Origin of the sequence: Paracoccus maritimus, assembly GCF_025195095.1 — a bacterium.
In the GTDB taxonomy this organism is placed as follows: domain Bacteria; phylum Pseudomonadota; class Alphaproteobacteria; order Rhodobacterales; family Rhodobacteraceae; genus Paracoccus; species Paracoccus maritimus.
The window spans coordinates 577653-593201 of record NZ_JANAVZ010000001.1; the positions used below are offsets into that span (position 1 = coordinate 577653).

Here is a 15549-nt window from a genome sequence, read left to right on the forward strand (position 1 = left end):
CATGATGACACGCCTGATGATGCCCGTCGCGCTTTCGGTTGTGCTGGCCTTCCCCGCTGCGGCGCAGGACCTGCGCGCCCCGTCCGAATTTGAAAGCATCGCGGACCCGTCCGAACGGTCGGCCGCCATCTTCGAAGAGATGGGCAAGGTTCTGACCCATCCCCGCTGCCTCAATTGCCACCCAAAGGGCGACAGTCCGACGCAGGGCGATGATATGCATCCGCATATGCCGCCGGTCGTGCGGGGGGCTGCGGATTTCGGGGCGCCGGGCATGACCTGCAACACATGTCATGGGCCGGAAAACTATGAAACCGTCGGCGTTGGCGGAATCGAAAGCGTTCCCGGTCACGAGCCTTGGTCCCTGGCCCCGGTCGAGATGGCATGGACCGACATGAGCCTGGGCGAGATCTGCGCGCAACTGAAGGATCCCGAACGCAACGGCGACCGGACGATGGACGAGATCCACGATCACATGGCCAATGATGGTCTGGTCGGCTGGGGCTGGGATCCTGGCGAGGGCAGGACGCCCGCCCCCGGATCCCAGCAGCTTTTCGGCCAGCTGACGCGGGCATGGATCGACACTGGCGCGGCCTGTCCCGGTTAGGGGTAAAACCGAAAGCGAACAGGCGCCCCGCGATCACCGCGGGGCGCTTTCTTTAGGGTCGGCGGTTCAGCCAACCGCCCAGGAATGATTCGATGTTGAGGGTCAGGTCGTCGGAAAGATAGCCGCCTTCCTGAACCATGACGGTCGGCAGGCCCAGATCCGCGATCATCCGTGCTGCCTTGGCAAAGCAAGGGGTGGTCACGGCCAATCCCCGCAATGGGTCGTTTTCGTGCGCATCCAGCCCCAGCGCAAGCACCAGCGCGCCGGGGGCGAAGTCCCGGACGCGGCCAAGTGCGGCCTCGATGGCAGACAACCATGCCTCATCGTCCGATCCCATCGCCAGAGGCAGGTTGAGGTTGTAGCCCTTGCCCGCGTCGCGCCCCGTTTCGCGGGCATAGCCGAGAAAGAACGGATAGAAGTTTTCGGGCGCAGCGTGGACCGACACCGTCAGCACGTCATTCCGATCATAGAATATCTCTTGCGTGCCATTGCCGTGATGCACATCGATATCCAGCATCGCCACCCGGTCGTGGCGGTCGCGCAGGGCTTGCGCCGCGATGGCGGAATTGTTCAGGAAACAATGCCCCGCCGCGCCGTCCGCGTCGGCGTGATGGCCGGGGGGCCGGCACAGCGCATAGGCTGCGGGCGCACCATCCAGCACCGATGCCGTTGCCGCCAGTGCTGTGTCCACACCGCGCAGCGCCGCGGTCCAGCTGTGCGGGCCGACCGGGCAGGCGGTGTCGGCAAGATGCCAGCCGGCGCGACCCACGATGCCATCCGGATAGGATTGAGAGGCTTTCTGCGGATGCAGGTTCGCCACCACTTCGGGGCCGGCGCCGGGAAATTCCTGCCATTCGTCCCAGCAGGTTTCCAGAAAGGACAGATACCGTTCGGTATGAATGGCCCGCATCGCCGCCCGGTCGGATTCCGGCGGCGTCGCGACCGTCAGATTCAGCCGCGCCAACCCCGTCAACAGCCGCGCGGCGCGTTCGGGCAGTTCCTTGTTCGGACTTGGGACGCCGCGCAGCATCCAGAAGCGCGGATCATGCGCCTGGGTTTCGGGTGCGTAGAAGCAGGGCAGGTCGGGCATGGCGTCTCCGGAATGCGGATCGGCCTAGCCTACATTGCCCGCCATCGCGGTGACAACCAGACCCGCGATGATCAGGCTGAGGCCCGCGACGCGGGTCAGGTTGATGACCTCTTGCTGGAACAGCGCGCCGACCACGGTCAGCGTCACCATCGCAAGCGCCGTGACCGCGGTGTAGGTCAGGCTCAGCGAATAGATCCGGATCGCCGCGACGAAGGCGGTCAGCAGCGCGACGGCGCTGATCACCGCCAGCCACATCCAGCCCGACGACAGGATCGACAGCACCAGTCGCCACAGGCTGCCGGTCTCCAGCGATTGCCCGCCCTTCTTGAGGCACAGATTCAGCGCCACGTTCGACCCCGCGGCGATGACGATCAGAAGCCAATGGTTCATCATGCGAAGCTTGCCTTTGTCGATATCGTGCGCAGCGCACGTTTGCGGACCAGCGCGATCAGCGCAACTGCGGCCATCATCGCGATGAACGCGGAACTGGGCATGTGATACCGGTCCTCGGCCACCACGACGGCATGCAGCGAGGTGAAATAGCCCCACAACGCCACCGGCGGGTTGAAGAACCCGGCCAACCAGCCGAATTGCCGGACCAGCACGGCGATGCCCGCGAAGCCGCCAAGGAAGACCAGATACCAATAGCCGGTCGCGATCAGCTTCAGCAGGGTCATCCCGCTGCCGCCGATCCGGGGTTCCAGGGCGTCGCCGTTCCAGACCACGCCGATCGTCTCGCGGCTGTTCAGCTTGACCAGCTTGACCGCCATCAGCTTCAGGGCGTCGGCAGGATTTTCACGGATGAAGTCCTTGGCCTTTTCCTTCAGATGGTCTGCACGCTGGATCTCGGACATGGTCTCGACTTCGGGCGGCAGGGGCATGTATCCGCCATGGCTGTCCGGATTGTTGCCCATCCACAGGTTCGGTCCGAAATTGGTCGAAACCATGACCGGTGCGCCAAGCACACGGTCATTGCGGATCGTCCAGGGCAGCGCCACCAGCAGGATCAGCAGGACGGTGATCCCGGCCTCCAGCGCAGTGATCGCAAAGCGGCGCGGTCCCTGCGCCAGATCGACCAGAGCCAGCGCCACGGGCACCAGCAGGATCACCGGTCGGACATAGCCCGCGACGCCCCAGATCAGCCCGGCAAGGATCAGGTTGGCCATCGGATGGCCCGCAGGCCGCTGCCAGAAGAACAGCCCCGCCAAGGTCAGAGCAATGAAGAACAGCTCGCTGGACAGGACGGTGGTGAAGACGATCAGGTTGGGCCACAGCGCGACGATCGCCATGGCCGCGATTCCGACGGCGGTGCCGAACCAGCGTGTCGCAAGCTGATGGGTCAGCGTGATCGTCAGTAACCCGGCCAGCAGGTTCAGCGCCACAACCCCCCAGTAGCTGTCGGTGAACAAGTAGGTGAAGGCGATCGCAGCCGAGGTGCCGACCGCCCAGTACGCAGTCGGCTCGGTCGCGGTCCAGCCGTAAACGCCATGATCGACGATGTTGCGGGCAAACTGGTGGTAGGCCCAGCTATCGGATACAGGCATCACCGGCACCGCAATGGCCCACAGCACCCGAAGGCCCATGCCGATGGCAAGGATGATCCAGAATGCACGGGCGGTCGTCATGGTGTTCCCCCGCGTGCTGCAAGGGCGAAGATCAGCAGCATCACCACGCCGCTGGCCAGGCTGACCTTGTCGCGGATGGTGAAGACGATCGGATCGTCGGTCATGAAACCCCGACGGGTCAGCAACTGCATGCGACCCAGCCAGAAGAACAGCACCGGACAGACAAGCAGCAGCAGGTCGGGGGTGCCGAAATGGGTCTGCACCTCGGCATCCTGAGAATACAGGGCGAAGACCAGAACGGCCATCTGCGCGGCGCCGATGGACATGGCCTGAAGGATCGGCAGATCCCCGATCAGCATGTTGCGGCCCGCCGTGGTTTCGGTTCCACGTTTGGCCATGTCCTCAAGCTCGGCCTGGCGCTTGATCGTGGCCAGCGAGAAGAACAGGAACATCGAAAAGACCAGCAGCCATGGCGACAGCACGATCCCGGTTGCAGCCGCGCCGGCCACGATCCGCAGCGTGTAAAGCGCGGCAAGGCCCAGCACATCCGCGACCATCTTGCGCTTGAGCCAGAATGAATAGAGCGACGTCGCGACCAAATAGGTCACAAGAACGCCAAGGAAGGCGGCAGGCAGCAGGACCGCCGCCGCCAGCACCGACACGACCAGCAGGCAGGCGGCGACGACCAGACCCTGCTGCGCGTTCGCGGCCCCCGAGGCGAATGGCCGCAGGCGCTTGCGCGGATGCGCGCGGTCTGACGGCAGATCGACCAGATCGTTGATGATGTAGATCGCCGATGCCGCAAGCGAAAAGCACAGCATCGCCAGCAGCGCGGCGGGCAGATGGCCAAGTTCCTGCGCGGTCAGTACCGGCAGCAGGATCAGCACGTTCTTGGCCCATTGATGCGGCCGGCAGGCCCGTATCAGCGCACGGACGGGCCAGCCGCCGCCATTGCCGACCGTCTCCAACGCCGTGCCCTGGGTTCCGGCGGCCTTGCGCAGGGGGTTCCCGGCGCGCACGCCATAGGCACGCCGCGCCAGCGCCCAGACCGGCAGATCGGTCTTGCTGTCGCCGACATAGTCGAAACCGGCCTCGCCGAAATTCTCGACCAGGAAGCGTGCCTTGGCCTCGCCTCGCAGATTGCCCTCGACGATCGGGCTGCCGGTTCCCAAGGCAAGGTCGAACAGGCCAAGATGATTCGCTACCGCCTCGACCTGCCGGTGATCGGCGGCCGAGATCAGCGCGACGGGGCGGCCTTCGTTGCGGGCGATCTGGATCAGGTCAAGCACATCGTCGTCATAGGGCAATGTGGCGGCATCGATCAGGTGGCGGTCAGCCACATGACGCTTGAAACCCGCTTTTCCGTCGCGCAGCCACACGGGCAGGCGCAGCGCCTGAAGCGGGTTCTGCGCCATCAGGCCCAGAACGCCTTCATGCAGCGTGTCCGTCCGGCACAGCGTGCCGTCCATATCGACGATCAACGGCACGGCATCGGGCGCAAAGCCCGCGTTGCCCCCCGCGTCCAGAAGTTCGGCTTGATCGGGATGTGCCGTCATCACGGGCGGCCTCGGGTCGGGACGAAAAGACAAAGCACGACACGTCACTTTCTCGGGCCCGTCGCGAAGGGCGGGCGGTTTACTCGGAACACATACAAAAGCGCGGATCGCGCGGACAAAACCTAACCTCGCGGCGGTTTTGTCGCAATCTTTAATGCACGCAAAGGTTTACCGAATCGCCTGTCTCTATAGTCAGGTTTGCGGAAATGTGGGCCTTCGCGCGGCCTTGCTAGAACCCGTCATGGGTCTTCAGGAACTCGGCTTCCTCGGGTGTGTTCTCGCGCCCCAGGACGGCGTTGCGATGCGGGAAACGGCCGAACCGGGCGACGATGTCGCGATGTTCGCGCGCAAAATGCAGCGAATGTTCGTTCCCCAGTGCCTCGTAAAGCCGCACCGATCGCTCCTGATCCTGCAGATCCTCGCTGTGCATGAAGGGCAGATACAGGAACTGCCGGCGGGTAGGATCAAGCTGCTGATCGTGGCCATCGGCCAGCGCCTGACGCGCCACGGCCAGCGCCAGATCGTTGCTTTCAAAGCTTCGGGCCGATCCGCGGAACATGTTACGGGGAAACTGGTCCAGCACGATCGCCAGTGCCAGCGCGTCTTCCGGCCCGTCCAGCCAGTGTTTCAGACGGCCGGCATGCGCGGACTCGTAGGTTTCGCCGAAAAGCTGGATGATCTGGCGGTCGATGTCGTCCGATTTCTTGAACCAGAAAGGCTGCATCTGGTCGGAAAACCAGAAGTCCCGGACGTCCTGCGGTGTCTTGACGGACATGTCTTCTCCTTACTCGGGCAGCGGAATGAATTCGTCGCGATCGTTCAGGGGCAGGTCGAACTGGCCCTCGCCCCAGCGAGCTTCGCGCCATTCCCGCTTTGCCTCTTCGATCTTCTCTCGCGACGAGGCAACGAAATTCCACCAGATATAGCGTGGCCCGTTCAGCGTCTCGCCGCCAAGCGCCATGATGCGCGCGCCCGCGTCGCCAGCCTGGACGGTGATCGCATCGCCGGGCCGGAACACCATCATCTGCCCGGCCTGATATTCCTGTCCGGCGATGCGGATGCTGCCTTCGGTGATATAGATGCCGCGATCCTCGTGATCGGTCGGCAGCGGAAAGCGTGCGCCCGATTGCAATATGACATCCAGGTAGAACGTGTCCGAATACAGCTTCGCGGGCGCGGTCTCACCATAGGCGCGGCCAAGGATCAGCCGCGCCGCGACACCCTGATCGGCGATTTCGGGCAAGCTGTCCTTGCCGTGATGTTCGAAGCTGGGCGCGACGTCCTCGTGGCTTTCGGGCAGGGCGATCCAGGTCTGGATACCAAACAGACCGTTCGGTCCCTGCCGGGCCGCGTCCGAGGTGCGTTCGGAATGGGTGACACCCTTGCCTGCCACCATCCAGTTCAGCGCGCCGGGCCTGATGATCTGATCACTGCCGATACTGTCGCGATGGTGGAAATCGCCGCGATACAGATATGTCACGGTGCCCAGCCCGATATGCGGATGCGGTCGCACATCAATCCCCTTGCCGGTCAGGAACTCGGCCGGGCCGGCCTGATCGAAAAAGATGAACGGGCCGACCATCTGTCGCTTCGGGGCGGGCAGCGCGCGGCGCACCTCGAATCCGCCGATGTCGCGGGCGCGCGGGATGATCAGCGTCTCGATGGCGTCGGGTCCGATCTCATCGGGGCAGCCGGGGGTCAGGGCGGGATTCCAACTCATGCTTTCCTCCTGTGTCTGACACGAGAATGGTGCCAATTCGTCGAACAGCCAAGCGGCGATGCGTTCTGTTTTGACGAACGCCGGGTTGGTGGGCAAGGTGCTGGCCGGGCGCCTGCCGGTCACCCATCTTGATCGGGAAAGGAGGTGCCCCATGACCAGTGGAATGCATCATGTCACCGCGATCACGCGCGACGTTCAGGCGAATGTCGATTTCTGGATGGGTTTTCTTGGCCTTCATCTTGTCAAGCAGACGGCAGGGTTCGAGGACGCGGATCAACTGCACCTGTTCTATGGCAACGCCACGGGTGCGCCCGGCACGCTGGTCAGTTTCCTCGTCTGGCAGGATGGGGCACCGGGACGTGTGGGGCACGGTCAGGTGGCCGAGATCGCGCTGGCAATCCCGCGCGGCCGGATCGGCGACTGGCTGACCCGCGCCATGCAGCACGGGCGGCGTATCGAGGGCCCGACCCGCGAGTTCGATGAACCGGTTCTGAGACTGAAGGATCCCGATGGTATCATCGTCAAGCTGGTCGGCACCGATATCGCCGATACGGGCTGGCCGGCTGCGCCACACCACCTGCATGCCGTCACGATCTGGTCCGAACTTCCCGAACAGACCGCCGCGTTCCTTACCCGCTTCGGCTATGAGACCGGACCGGTCGAGGCGGGGGTGACGCGCCTGATCTCGGACAGGGACGTGCTGGATATCCGCGACGTCTCGGGCTTCGTTCCGGGCATTCCGGGCACCGGGATCATCGATCATGTTGCGCTGCGGATGCCTGATGTCGCTGCGATCGAGGCGCATCGCGCCACGCTGCAGACGCGCAATCTGGGCGAGGTGCACGTCCATGACCGGAAGTATTTCACCTCGCTTTACGTGCGTGAACCTGCCGGCACGCTGGTCGAACTGGCGACCGATGCGCCGGGGATGACCGCAGACGAAAGCGAGGATCGTCTTGGTCGGATATTGATGATCCCGCCGCATTTTGCGGACCGCGCGGAAGATCTGCGCGTTTCGCTGCCGCAATTCGCCCGTCCGGGCGAGGAAAGGACCGTGATGAGACAGCTTCCCTTCACACATCGCATTCATCGGCCCGACGATGCCGACGGTTCGACGCTGGTTCTGCTGCATGGCACCGGCGGGAACGAGGCCGACCTGATGCCGCTTGCCCATCGCATCGCGCCCCGCGCTGCGCTGCTGGGGGTGCGCGGGCGTTCGATCGAGGAGGGTGTTGCGCGGTTCTTCCGCCGCACTTCGATGACCAGCTTCGATCAGGATGACATCCGGTCCGAGGCGGCGGCCTTTGCGGCCTTCTGGGACGGGGCAATCGCGGCCTACGGACTGGATCGCGACCAGATCACCGTCCTGGGCTATTCCAACGGAGCGAACTTCGCCGCGGCGGTGATGGGCCTGTCACCGGGCCTGATTCGACGCGCGATCCTGCTGAGGCCCATGGCCGTGCTGACGGATCTGCCCCAGGTCGATCTGGCCGGGACGCATGTACTTAGCGTGTCGGGCGAAAGGGATCCTTATGGGGCCTATGCACCGGCGCTGAACGACTGGCTGAGCGGGTCGGGTGCCGATCTTGATGCCCGCACCGTCGCGGCAGGGCACGACTTGTCCGAGGCGGATCTGACGGTCGCGCAAAGCTGGATGGAAGGAGAACGGAATGACTGAGATCACCGTCACCAAGGAAGAAACCGGACCCCGCAGCGGGCGATATGTCGCCCGTGTCGCAGGGATCGACTCCGAAGCCGAACTGACCTTCACGCTTCGCGGCGAAGGTCTGATCAGCGCCGACCACACCGGCGCGCCGGACCCGCTGCGCGGCAGCGGAGCGGCGGGCGCGCTGGTGCGGCACATGGTTCAGGACGCGCGCCAGAAAGGTTTTCGGATCATCCCGATCTGCCCCTATGTGCAGGCGCAATACGCCAAGCATCCCGATTGGGCGGATGCGTTCACGACCGCACCTGGCGAAAAGCCGAAACTGCGCGGTTGATCACCGAGGGCGGCTTCGGGGCGACAACCTCGGGGCTGCCGCTGTTCGAATCCCCTCGTTTCAGATGAAGCGGAAGCGCGTTCCCCAAGGATCCTGGCGCAGGTTTCCGGCGCAGGCGTGATCCTTGATGATCACCTCGGCCAGGCCGGCCATGTTGGGATCGCGCGGTCCCGCACCCCGGCTGTTCCAGACATTGCCCGCCAGGTGGTGATGATAGCCGTTCCAGCCATACCAGGCGCCGCCCGGCGCATCGAAGGTCCGTGCAAGACCCAGGTCACTGCGAAAGAAGTCGTCGGCCCGGTCCAGATCGCCGACCTGCAGATGGACATGCCCCACCGAGGTGCCTTGCGGCGCTCCCTGCCAGTCGCCTGACGCTGCCGCGGCCAGATCATCCAGATCCAGCCGCATGGTGAACATCTCGATCCGGTCGCCTTGTCGTGACCAGTCCTGCTGCAGCCGGTCGCGATAGATTTCGATCCCGTTGCCTTCGGGGTCGTCCAGATAGACAGCCTCGCTGACGCCGTGATCGCTGGCGCCGGTCAGGCGCACACCCGATTGCGCGGCATGTCGCAGCCAGCGGCCCAGATCGGCGCGACCCGGCAACAGGAAGGCGGTATGGAACAGCCCCGGCTGACGCGGATCACGCGGCGTCGCGGCGCTGTCGCGGCGCAACTCCAACAGGACCCGGTCGCCCGCGCCAAGACGGCAGGTTTCGCCATCACCCCCGTGCGAACGCATACCCAACGCGGTTTCATAGAACCGCGCCATGCCCCGCAGATCACGCACGGTCAGGGCTACATGATCGATCATCGTCTGGGTCATTTCGTCCTCTCGTGAAGGGATTGCACGGCCGGGAAACCGGCTATCGGCCGATTGCCGCAACAGCCTGTGGTGTCACCGCAATGTCGCGGCAAAACCGCCGATGAAATCGGCAAGCCGCTGACGGGTCTTGTCGTCGGTCAGGTTGCCGCCCTGATCGAACAGATCGCCCGCGCGCGAAACCATCAGCCGTCCTTCGTGCCACGGCAGCGTGTTCAAGGTTCTCAGCACCTGCAGCCAGTGGGTCTGGGCCAGGGTCGTGCCGAAATTACCCGGCGAGGCACCCATCACCGCGACCGGCTTGCCCTTGAACAGCTTCAGCCCTTCGCCGCGCGACATCCAGTCAATGGCATTCTTGAAGACGCCCGGAATGCCGTTGTTGTATTCCGGCGTCGCCAGCAGCAGGCCGTCGGCATCGGCCAGTTGATCGGTCAGGCGCTTTACCGCCGGCGGCGTGCCCGATGCTGCCTCGGCATCGCCGTCGTATAGCGGCACCTCGGCAATCGAGCCGATCACGATCTGCACGCCTTCGGGGGCGGCGTCACGCGCGGCACGCAGCAGGCCGGAATTGTAGGAGGCGCGGCGCAGGCTGCCGCTGAGTCCGAGAATCGTGGTCATGCCCTTCTCCTTTGGGTGGCCGGGCGCAGTGCCGCCCGGTGGTCGTGTCAATCCAGCGGCTTCAGCCCGGCCTCGATCCGGGCGCGCTTGCCTTCAAGGAAGGGCGGCAGCGACAGGCCTTCGCCCATCGTTTCGCGCGGCTCGTCCACATCGAAACCGGGATCGTCGGTGGCGATCTCGAACAGATTGCCCGCCGGTTCGCGGAAGTAAAGCGACCGGAAATAATAGCGTTCGACCTCGCCCGAGTTCGGCACGCGGAACTCTTGCAGACGTGTCGCCCATTCACTCAGCTCGGGCTTGCCCGGCACGCGGAAGGCGACGTGGTGGACGCCGCCTGCGCCCTGCTGTGCGACGGGCAGTCCGGGCTGGACCGCGACATGCAGTTCGGCTGCCGCGCCGCCGTCACCCATCTGGAAGACATGCACGCTGCCCTCGCCATCCGGGCTGGCATAGTCGCGGATCCTGCGCATGTTCATCACCTGCGTCAGCACTGCCTCGGTCGGGGCAAGGTCGGGGACCGAGATCGTGATCGGCCCCAGCCCGCGGATCTGGTGCTGCGCAGGGACCGGACTTTTCGCCCATGACTCGCCCACGGGCTGTGGTGCCGCGACAAGGCGCAGGCGCTGGCCCTCGGGGTCTTCGGCATCAAGGCTGGGGCGACCATCCAAGGTGACAATATTGCCGGTCGACAAGCCCAGATCGGCCAGGCGTCCGGCCCAGTAGTCAAGGCTGTCTTCGGCGACCCGCAACCCGGTGCGGCTGATCGAATGCGTGCCGCGGGATTCGCGGCCCACCGGCCAGTCAAAGAAGGTGATGTCGGTGCCGGGCGTTCCGGCGCCATCGGCGAAGAAGAGGTGATAGGCCGACGTGTCGTCCTGGTTCACGGTCTTCTTCACCCGGCGCAGGCCAAGCGTTTCGGTATAGAACCGGTTGTTTCCCGGCGCATCGGCCGTAATCGCCGTCAGATGATGAATGCCAGTCAGCTGCATGATGCGGCTCCTTTGCGGTTGCTTGGGGTCAATATGGCCGGGGGCGGTCGTTCGTGACACCCGGCGCATGGGCAAAGCGGCGTTCGGATATTGCGAACGGCTGGCGGGCCGGTATTGTTCCGCGCATGAATTGGCGGATCGCTGACATACAGACCTTTCTGGCGGTGCTGGATGCAGGCAGCATTTCGGGCGCTGCCGCGCGCGCCGATCTGTCGAAATCGGTCGTCAGCAAGAGGATCAGCGATTTCGAGGCCGATCTGGGGGTGCCGCTGTTCACGCGCCATGCCGGCCGGATCGCACCGACCGACAACGCGCATGCGCTGGCCGATCGCCTGCGCCCGGCATTGGCCGAACTGATCGCGGCAACCGAAAACATCGCGAGCAAGGACGCGCCCCTGCGCGGCAGGTTGGCGGTCGCGGCCCCGATGAGCTTCGGCATCCGCCATCTGGGCCCCGTGATCGCCGGGTTCGCCCGCGCCCATCCCGAGGTCGAGATCGTGCTGGACTATGATGATCAGCTGGCAGATCTGGGGCGCGCGGGTTTCGATGTGGCGTTGCGGATCGGGCAGATGAAGGACAGCACGCTAGTGGCACGCCGCCTGTGCGAGGATCCCCATGTCCTTGTCGCCAGCCCGGATTATCTTGCGTTACATGGCGCGGTTGACGATGCCGCCGATCTGGGCCGCCACCATGCCATTGGATATCTGAACGCGCGACTTGCCGATACATGGCCCTTTGGCGACGAGGTCGCGCCGCCACCCATCGGCAGGATCACCGCCAATAATGGCGAGGCGATGCGCGATCTGGCCATCGGCGGGCTGGGTCTGGCGCTGCTGCCGTTGTTCATCGTTCACGATGCGCTGCGCGATGGGCGGCTGCAGCGGCTGTTGCCGAACCTGCCGCAGCGTGCCATGCCGGTCAGCGTTGTGTGGCCGCCGATCCGGCCCATGCCGCGCAAGACGCGCGCCTTCATCGACCATCTGGCCAACGCATTTGCCGAAGATCCGCCCTGGCAACGCGGGCTGGATGCCGTACAATCCGGGGAAACCGCATGACCATCAATACCTTGTTCGACGCGCTGATGGGGTCTTGTCGCGGGGACGACCGCGCCGCGCTGATCCTGCCTGATGGCCGGACGATCAGCCACGACGCGCTGCACCTGCTGTCTGGAAGACTGGCAAACCTGCTGGTGTCCGAGGGGGTCAAACCCGGCGACCGCGTTGCAGCGCAGGTCGAGAAATCGCCCGAGGCGTTCGCGCTGTATCTGGCCACGCTGCGTGCGGGCGCCGTGTTCCTGCCGTTGAACCCGGCCTACACCTCTGCAGAGATCGCTTATTTCGTGGGCGATGCCGAACCTGCGCTGGTGGTCTGCGATCCAGCGCGCGCCGAACAGCGGGCGCGGTTCATGGATGGTGACAAGCGGCTGATGACGCTGGATGCTGAAGGCAAAGGCAGTTTGATGGATGCCGCAATCAGCCATTCCGAGGCGCATTGGCCTATCCCGCGCGAGGGGCGCGATCTGGCTGCGATCCTTTATACCTCGGGCACGACGGGGCGATCGAAGGGCGCGATGCTCAGCCATGACAATCTGCTGTCGAACGCGCGGGTGCTGATGGATGCATGGCGGTTCACCTCGAACGACGTGCTTCTGCACGCGCTGCCGATCTTTCACACCCACGGTCTGTTCGTCGCCGGCAATGTCGCGCTGCTGTCGGGCGGCGCGATGATCTGGCTGCCAAAATTCGATGCCGATGCGATCATCCGCATGTTGCCGCGCGCGACCGCGATGATGGGCGTTCCGACATTCTACACCCGCCTGCTGGACCGGGCCGATTTCGATCGTGACCTGGTCTCGCGGATGCGGCTGTTCACCTCGGGCAGTGCGCCGATGCTGGCCGAGACGCATCGCGCCTTCACCGATCGGACCGGACACCGCATCCTTGAACGCTATGGGATGACCGAAACCAACATGTCGACATCGAATCCCTATGAGGGGGATCGCCGCGCCGGAACGGTCGGGCTGCCCCTGCCGGGTGTGGAACTGCGTATTGTCGGGAGCGACGGAAGAACGGTCTCCGAAGGCGAGGTCGGCATGATCGAAGTGCGCGGTGGCAACGTGTTCCTGGGTTATTGGCGGATGCCCGAAAAGACCGCCGAGGATCTGGCGGCGGATGGATGGTTCACCACAGGGGATCTGGGCACGCAGGACGCCGACGGCTATGTCACCATCGTCGGGCGCGGCAAGGATCTGGTGATCTCGGGCGGGTTCAACGTCTATCCCAAGGAGGTCGAGGAACAGATCGACCGGATCGACGGCGTTCTGGAAAGCGCCGTGATCGGTGTGCCGCATCCCGATCTGGGCGAAGCCGTGGTGGCAATCATTGCGCGCCGGCCGGGCGCCGATCCCGATCCGCAGGCGCTGATCGACGGGCTGGCCGACCGGCTGGCGCGGTTCAAGCAGCCGAGGAAGGTCGTGATCGTGGATGAACTGCCGCGCAACACCATGGGCAAGGTCCAGAAGGCGGCCCTTCGGGCGGAATATGCCAACCTGTTCGGACCGGCATCCGGCTAGGGCAGTCCGGTCTGTCACGATTCCGATGGGCAGGGCCTTGTCCGGCCGGTGGCACCGGGTGTTTGTTCAAAGAAGAAGCGGCGTCGGCGCGGTTCGGCGACAGGAAAGGAAAAAAGATGCTGGTTGACCCGAACGCTCCGTTCTTTCGCGCGGCCTGGGTGCGCGTGCTGTGCGTTGTGCTGCCGTTCCTGTGGGCCGGGATGGAACTGTGGCACGGCAACGCGTTCTGGGCGATCCTGTTCGGGGCTGCCGGGATTTATCTCGGGCTTGCGCTGTTCATCTGGCGCAAGCCCGAGAAATAGACGCGATCAGGCCGACAGGGCCGGTGCACCTTCCAGCCAGGCAAACCCGTTCGCGGGCAGGCTGAGCGTCTTGCCCTGAAGGCTTGCGCGTGACGGGCCGGCAAGTTCCGTCTTGTCGCGCAGCGTCAGCCGGTGTGCCTTGGCCGACAGGTTGTAGACGCAGGTCAGGCTTTCGCCGTCCCTTGTCCGGCGCAGCCCGAGGAAAGGTTCGGGCAGGTCCAGAAACTCGGTCTCGCCCCAGCGCAGGGCAGGCTGCGATTTCCGGAACGCCAGCGTGTCGCGATAGGCACCCAGCACGCTGTCATTCGCAGATTGCTGCGCCCTGACCGCCCGCGCGGACTGCGGGGCCTTCACGGGCAGCCAGGGCGTGCCGTCGCTGAAGCCGGCATTCGGCTGGTCGGCGTCCCACACCATGGGTGTTCGACAGCCGTCGCGTCCCTTGACCTCGGGCCAGAAACGCAGGGCAGGCGGGTCGGTCAGTTCGGCATAGACCAGTTCGGTCTCGGTCTGGCCCAGTTCTTCGCCCTGATACAGGCAGATCGTGCCCGGGAACGACGCCAGCATGGCAATGGACTGACGGGCCAGTGTGTCCGCATCCTCGGCGTGTTTCAGCCAGCGGGTGACGTGGCGCGGTACGTCATGGTTCGAGAAGGACCAGCAGGAATGGCCGTCCGGTGCGCCGTCATGCACGCCCTCGATCGTATGGCGGAAATGCCTGGCGGTAAACTCCGGGCTGAGCATCTCGAAGCTGTAGCACATGTGCAGCCGGTCATTGCCGGCGGTGTATTCGGCCATGATGCGGATCGCCGTCTCACCGCCATCGCCGACCTCTCCGACCATCATCCGGTCGTCATATTCGTCGGTCAGCGCCCGCATCCGCTTGAGGAAGGCGATGTTTTCGGGGCGGTTCTTGGAATAAATATGCTGCTGGAACCCGTAGGTTTCCGGGCCGGTATGGTCCGGGTTCGGCGGGTTGTCGCGCAGCGCGCGATCATGGAAATAATAGTTCACCGTATCCAGCCGGAAACCATCGACGCCGCGTTCCAGCCAGAAGCGCATGGTTTCCAGTAGCGCGTCCTGCACCGGCTTGTGGTGAAAATTCAGGTCGGGCTGCTCGATCAGGAAGTTGTGCAGGTAATACTGCCGCCGGCGCGGCTCCCACTCCCAGGCGGGGCCGCCGAAGACCGAAGGCCAGTTGCTGGGCGGTGTGCCATCGGGATTGGGATCGGCCCAGACATACCAGTCGGCCTTGGGATTGGTTCGGTCTTGGCGCGACTCCTCGAACCACGGATGCTTGTCGCTGGTATGGCTGATGACCTGGTCGATGATGACCTTCAGCCCCAGATCATGGGCGCGTGCGATCAGCGCGTCGAAATCGGCAATTGTGCCGAACAGGGGGTCGATGTCGGTATAATCCGACACGTCATACCCCATGTCCTTCATCGGCGACGTGAAAATCGGCGACAGCCAGATCGCGTCGGCCCCCAGTTCTGCCACATGATCTAGGCGTCTTGTGATGCCCTGCAGATCGCCGATGCCGTCTCCGTCACTGTCCTGAAAGCTGCGGGGATAGATCTGATAGATCACTGCGTCGCGCCACCATTCGGCCATGGGCTGCCTCCTTGTCTTGCGGCAAATCGGGGGGATTCGAAGCGTATTCAGCAATACTATAGCCGGATGGTGCAAGAGATGTTAGCGTTAACTGGCGCATTGC

Annotated in this window: 16 protein-coding genes; 6 read left to right on the forward strand and 10 right to left on the reverse strand. The window is 64.4% G+C overall.

Annotated elements, in window-relative coordinates; translation table 11 throughout:
* Positions 1-4: 4 nt before the first annotated feature.
* The gene (locus MU516_RS02715) at positions 5-604 is read left to right on the forward strand and encodes an Isoquinoline 1-oxidoreductase subunit (RefSeq protein WP_260275646.1); all 600 of its coding nucleotides are present in this window, start codon (positions 5-7) and stop codon (positions 602-604) included.
* A 52-nt stretch (positions 605-656) separates the two neighbouring features.
* On the opposite strand, the gene MU516_RS02720 is transcribed toward MU516_RS02715, so the two are convergent.
* From MU516_RS02720 to MU516_RS02745, 6 genes are all read right to left on the reverse strand, one after another.
* On the reverse strand, positions 657-1694 hold the full coding sequence (locus MU516_RS02720) for a histone deacetylase family protein (protein WP_311319089.1): 1038 nt from the start codon (positions 1692-1694) through the stop codon (positions 657-659).
* Between the two features lie 24 nt (positions 1695-1718).
* On the reverse strand, positions 1719-2087 hold the full coding sequence (locus MU516_RS02725; protein ID WP_260275647.1) for a hypothetical protein: 369 nt from the start codon (positions 2085-2087) through the stop codon (positions 1719-1721).
* Positions 2084-3319, reverse strand: a complete 1236-nt coding sequence (locus MU516_RS02730) for an ArnT family glycosyltransferase (protein WP_260275648.1) — start codon at positions 3317-3319, stop codon at positions 2084-2086. Before MU516_RS02730 ends, MU516_RS02725 begins: the two co-directional genes overlap by 4 nt.
* Positions 3316-4815, reverse strand: coding sequence for a UbiA family prenyltransferase (locus tag MU516_RS02735; RefSeq protein ID WP_260275649.1), 1500 nt, complete (start codon positions 4813-4815; stop codon positions 3316-3318). The genes MU516_RS02730 and MU516_RS02735 overlap by 4 nt, the downstream gene beginning before the upstream one ends.
* Positions 4816-5044: 229 nt before the next feature.
* Positions 5045-5590, reverse strand: coding sequence for a DUF924 family protein (locus MU516_RS02740; protein ID WP_260275650.1), 546 nt, complete (start codon positions 5588-5590; stop codon positions 5045-5047).
* Positions 5591-5599: 9 nt separating this feature from the next.
* On the reverse strand, positions 5600-6535 hold the full coding sequence (locus tag MU516_RS02745) for a pirin family protein (protein ID WP_260275651.1): 936 nt from the start codon (positions 6533-6535) through the stop codon (positions 5600-5602).
* Between the two features lie 151 nt (positions 6536-6686).
* Between MU516_RS02745 and MU516_RS02750 the strand changes: the two genes are divergently transcribed.
* Positions 6687-8213 (forward strand): VOC family protein, encoded by a 1527-nt coding sequence (locus MU516_RS02750; RefSeq protein WP_260275652.1) that lies wholly within the window; start codon positions 6687-6689, stop codon positions 8211-8213.
* On the forward strand, positions 8206-8535 hold the full coding sequence (locus tag MU516_RS02755) for a GNAT family N-acetyltransferase (protein WP_260275653.1): 330 nt from the start codon (positions 8206-8208) through the stop codon (positions 8533-8535). Before MU516_RS02750 ends, MU516_RS02755 begins: the two co-directional genes overlap by 8 nt.
* A 60-nt stretch (positions 8536-8595) precedes the next feature.
* Here MU516_RS02755 and MU516_RS02760 read toward each other — a convergent pair whose 3' ends face one another.
* From MU516_RS02760 to MU516_RS02770, 3 genes are all read right to left on the reverse strand, one after another.
* Positions 8596-9357, reverse strand: coding sequence for a VOC family protein (locus MU516_RS02760; protein WP_260275654.1), 762 nt, complete (start codon positions 9355-9357; stop codon positions 8596-8598).
* Positions 9358-9429: 72 nt separating this feature from the next.
* Positions 9430-9972 (reverse strand): NADPH-dependent FMN reductase, encoded by a 543-nt coding sequence (locus MU516_RS02765; RefSeq protein ID WP_260275655.1) that lies wholly within the window; start codon positions 9970-9972, stop codon positions 9430-9432.
* A 47-nt stretch (positions 9973-10019) separates the two neighbouring features.
* The gene (locus MU516_RS02770) at positions 10020-10961 is read right to left on the reverse strand and encodes a ring-cleaving dioxygenase (RefSeq protein ID WP_260275656.1); all 942 of its coding nucleotides are present in this window, start codon (positions 10959-10961) and stop codon (positions 10020-10022) included.
* Positions 10962-11086: 125 nt separating this feature from the next.
* On the opposite strand from MU516_RS02770, the gene MU516_RS02775 reads away from it, so the two are divergent.
* From MU516_RS02775 to MU516_RS02785, 3 genes are all read left to right on the forward strand, one after another.
* Positions 11087-12016, forward strand: coding sequence for a LysR family transcriptional regulator (locus tag MU516_RS02775; protein ID WP_260275657.1), 930 nt, complete (start codon positions 11087-11089; stop codon positions 12014-12016).
* Positions 12013-13533, forward strand: coding sequence for a malonate--CoA ligase (locus MU516_RS02780; protein WP_260275658.1), 1521 nt, complete (start codon positions 12013-12015; stop codon positions 13531-13533). The genes MU516_RS02775 and MU516_RS02780 overlap by 4 nt, the downstream gene beginning before the upstream one ends.
* Positions 13534-13649: 116 nt before the next feature.
* On the forward strand, positions 13650-13835 hold the full coding sequence (locus MU516_RS02785; protein ID WP_260275659.1) for a hypothetical protein: 186 nt from the start codon (positions 13650-13652) through the stop codon (positions 13833-13835).
* A 6-nt stretch (positions 13836-13841) separates the two neighbouring features.
* Here the strand turns inward: MU516_RS02785 and MU516_RS02790 are convergent, their stop codons facing one another.
* The gene (locus MU516_RS02790) at positions 13842-15446 is read right to left on the reverse strand and encodes an alpha-glucosidase (RefSeq protein WP_260275660.1); all 1605 of its coding nucleotides are present in this window, start codon (positions 15444-15446) and stop codon (positions 13842-13844) included.
* Positions 15447-15549 lie beyond the last annotated feature (103 nt).

Coding starts and splice junctions, on each gene's coding strand:
- MU516_RS02715 (WP_260275646.1), top strand. CDS start 5: ATGACACGCCTGATGATGCCCGTCGCGCTTTCGGTTGTGCTGGCCTTC.
- MU516_RS02720 (WP_311319089.1), bottom strand. CDS start 1,694: ATGCCCGACCTGCCCTGCTTCTACGCACCCGAAACCCAGGCGCATGAT.
- MU516_RS02725 (WP_260275647.1), bottom strand. CDS start 2,087: ATGATGAACCATTGGCTTCTGATCGTCATCGCCGCGGGGTCGAACGTG.
- MU516_RS02730 (WP_260275648.1), bottom strand. CDS start 3,319: ATGACGACCGCCCGTGCATTCTGGATCATCCTTGCCATCGGCATGGGC.
- MU516_RS02735 (WP_260275649.1), bottom strand. CDS start 4,815: ATGACGGCACATCCCGATCAAGCCGAACTTCTGGACGCGGGGGGCAAC.
- MU516_RS02740 (WP_260275650.1), bottom strand. CDS start 5,590: ATGTCCGTCAAGACACCGCAGGACGTCCGGGACTTCTGGTTTTCCGAC.
- MU516_RS02745 (WP_260275651.1), bottom strand. CDS start 6,535: ATGAGTTGGAATCCCGCCCTGACCCCCGGCTGCCCCGATGAGATCGGA.
- MU516_RS02750 (WP_260275652.1), top strand. CDS start 6,687: ATGACCAGTGGAATGCATCATGTCACCGCGATCACGCGCGACGTTCAG.
- MU516_RS02755 (WP_260275653.1), top strand. CDS start 8,206: ATGACTGAGATCACCGTCACCAAGGAAGAAACCGGACCCCGCAGCGGG.
- MU516_RS02760 (WP_260275654.1), bottom strand. CDS start 9,357: ATGACCCAGACGATGATCGATCATGTAGCCCTGACCGTGCGTGATCTG.
- MU516_RS02765 (WP_260275655.1), bottom strand. CDS start 9,972: ATGACCACGATTCTCGGACTCAGCGGCAGCCTGCGCCGCGCCTCCTAC.
- MU516_RS02770 (WP_260275656.1), bottom strand. CDS start 10,961: ATGCAGCTGACTGGCATTCATCATCTGACGGCGATTACGGCCGATGCG.
- MU516_RS02775 (WP_260275657.1), top strand. CDS start 11,087: ATGAATTGGCGGATCGCTGACATACAGACCTTTCTGGCGGTGCTGGAT.
- MU516_RS02780 (WP_260275658.1), top strand. CDS start 12,013: ATGACCATCAATACCTTGTTCGACGCGCTGATGGGGTCTTGTCGCGGG.
- MU516_RS02785 (WP_260275659.1), top strand. CDS start 13,650: ATGCTGGTTGACCCGAACGCTCCGTTCTTTCGCGCGGCCTGGGTGCGC.
- MU516_RS02790 (WP_260275660.1), bottom strand. CDS start 15,446: ATGGCCGAATGGTGGCGCGACGCAGTGATCTATCAGATCTATCCCCGC.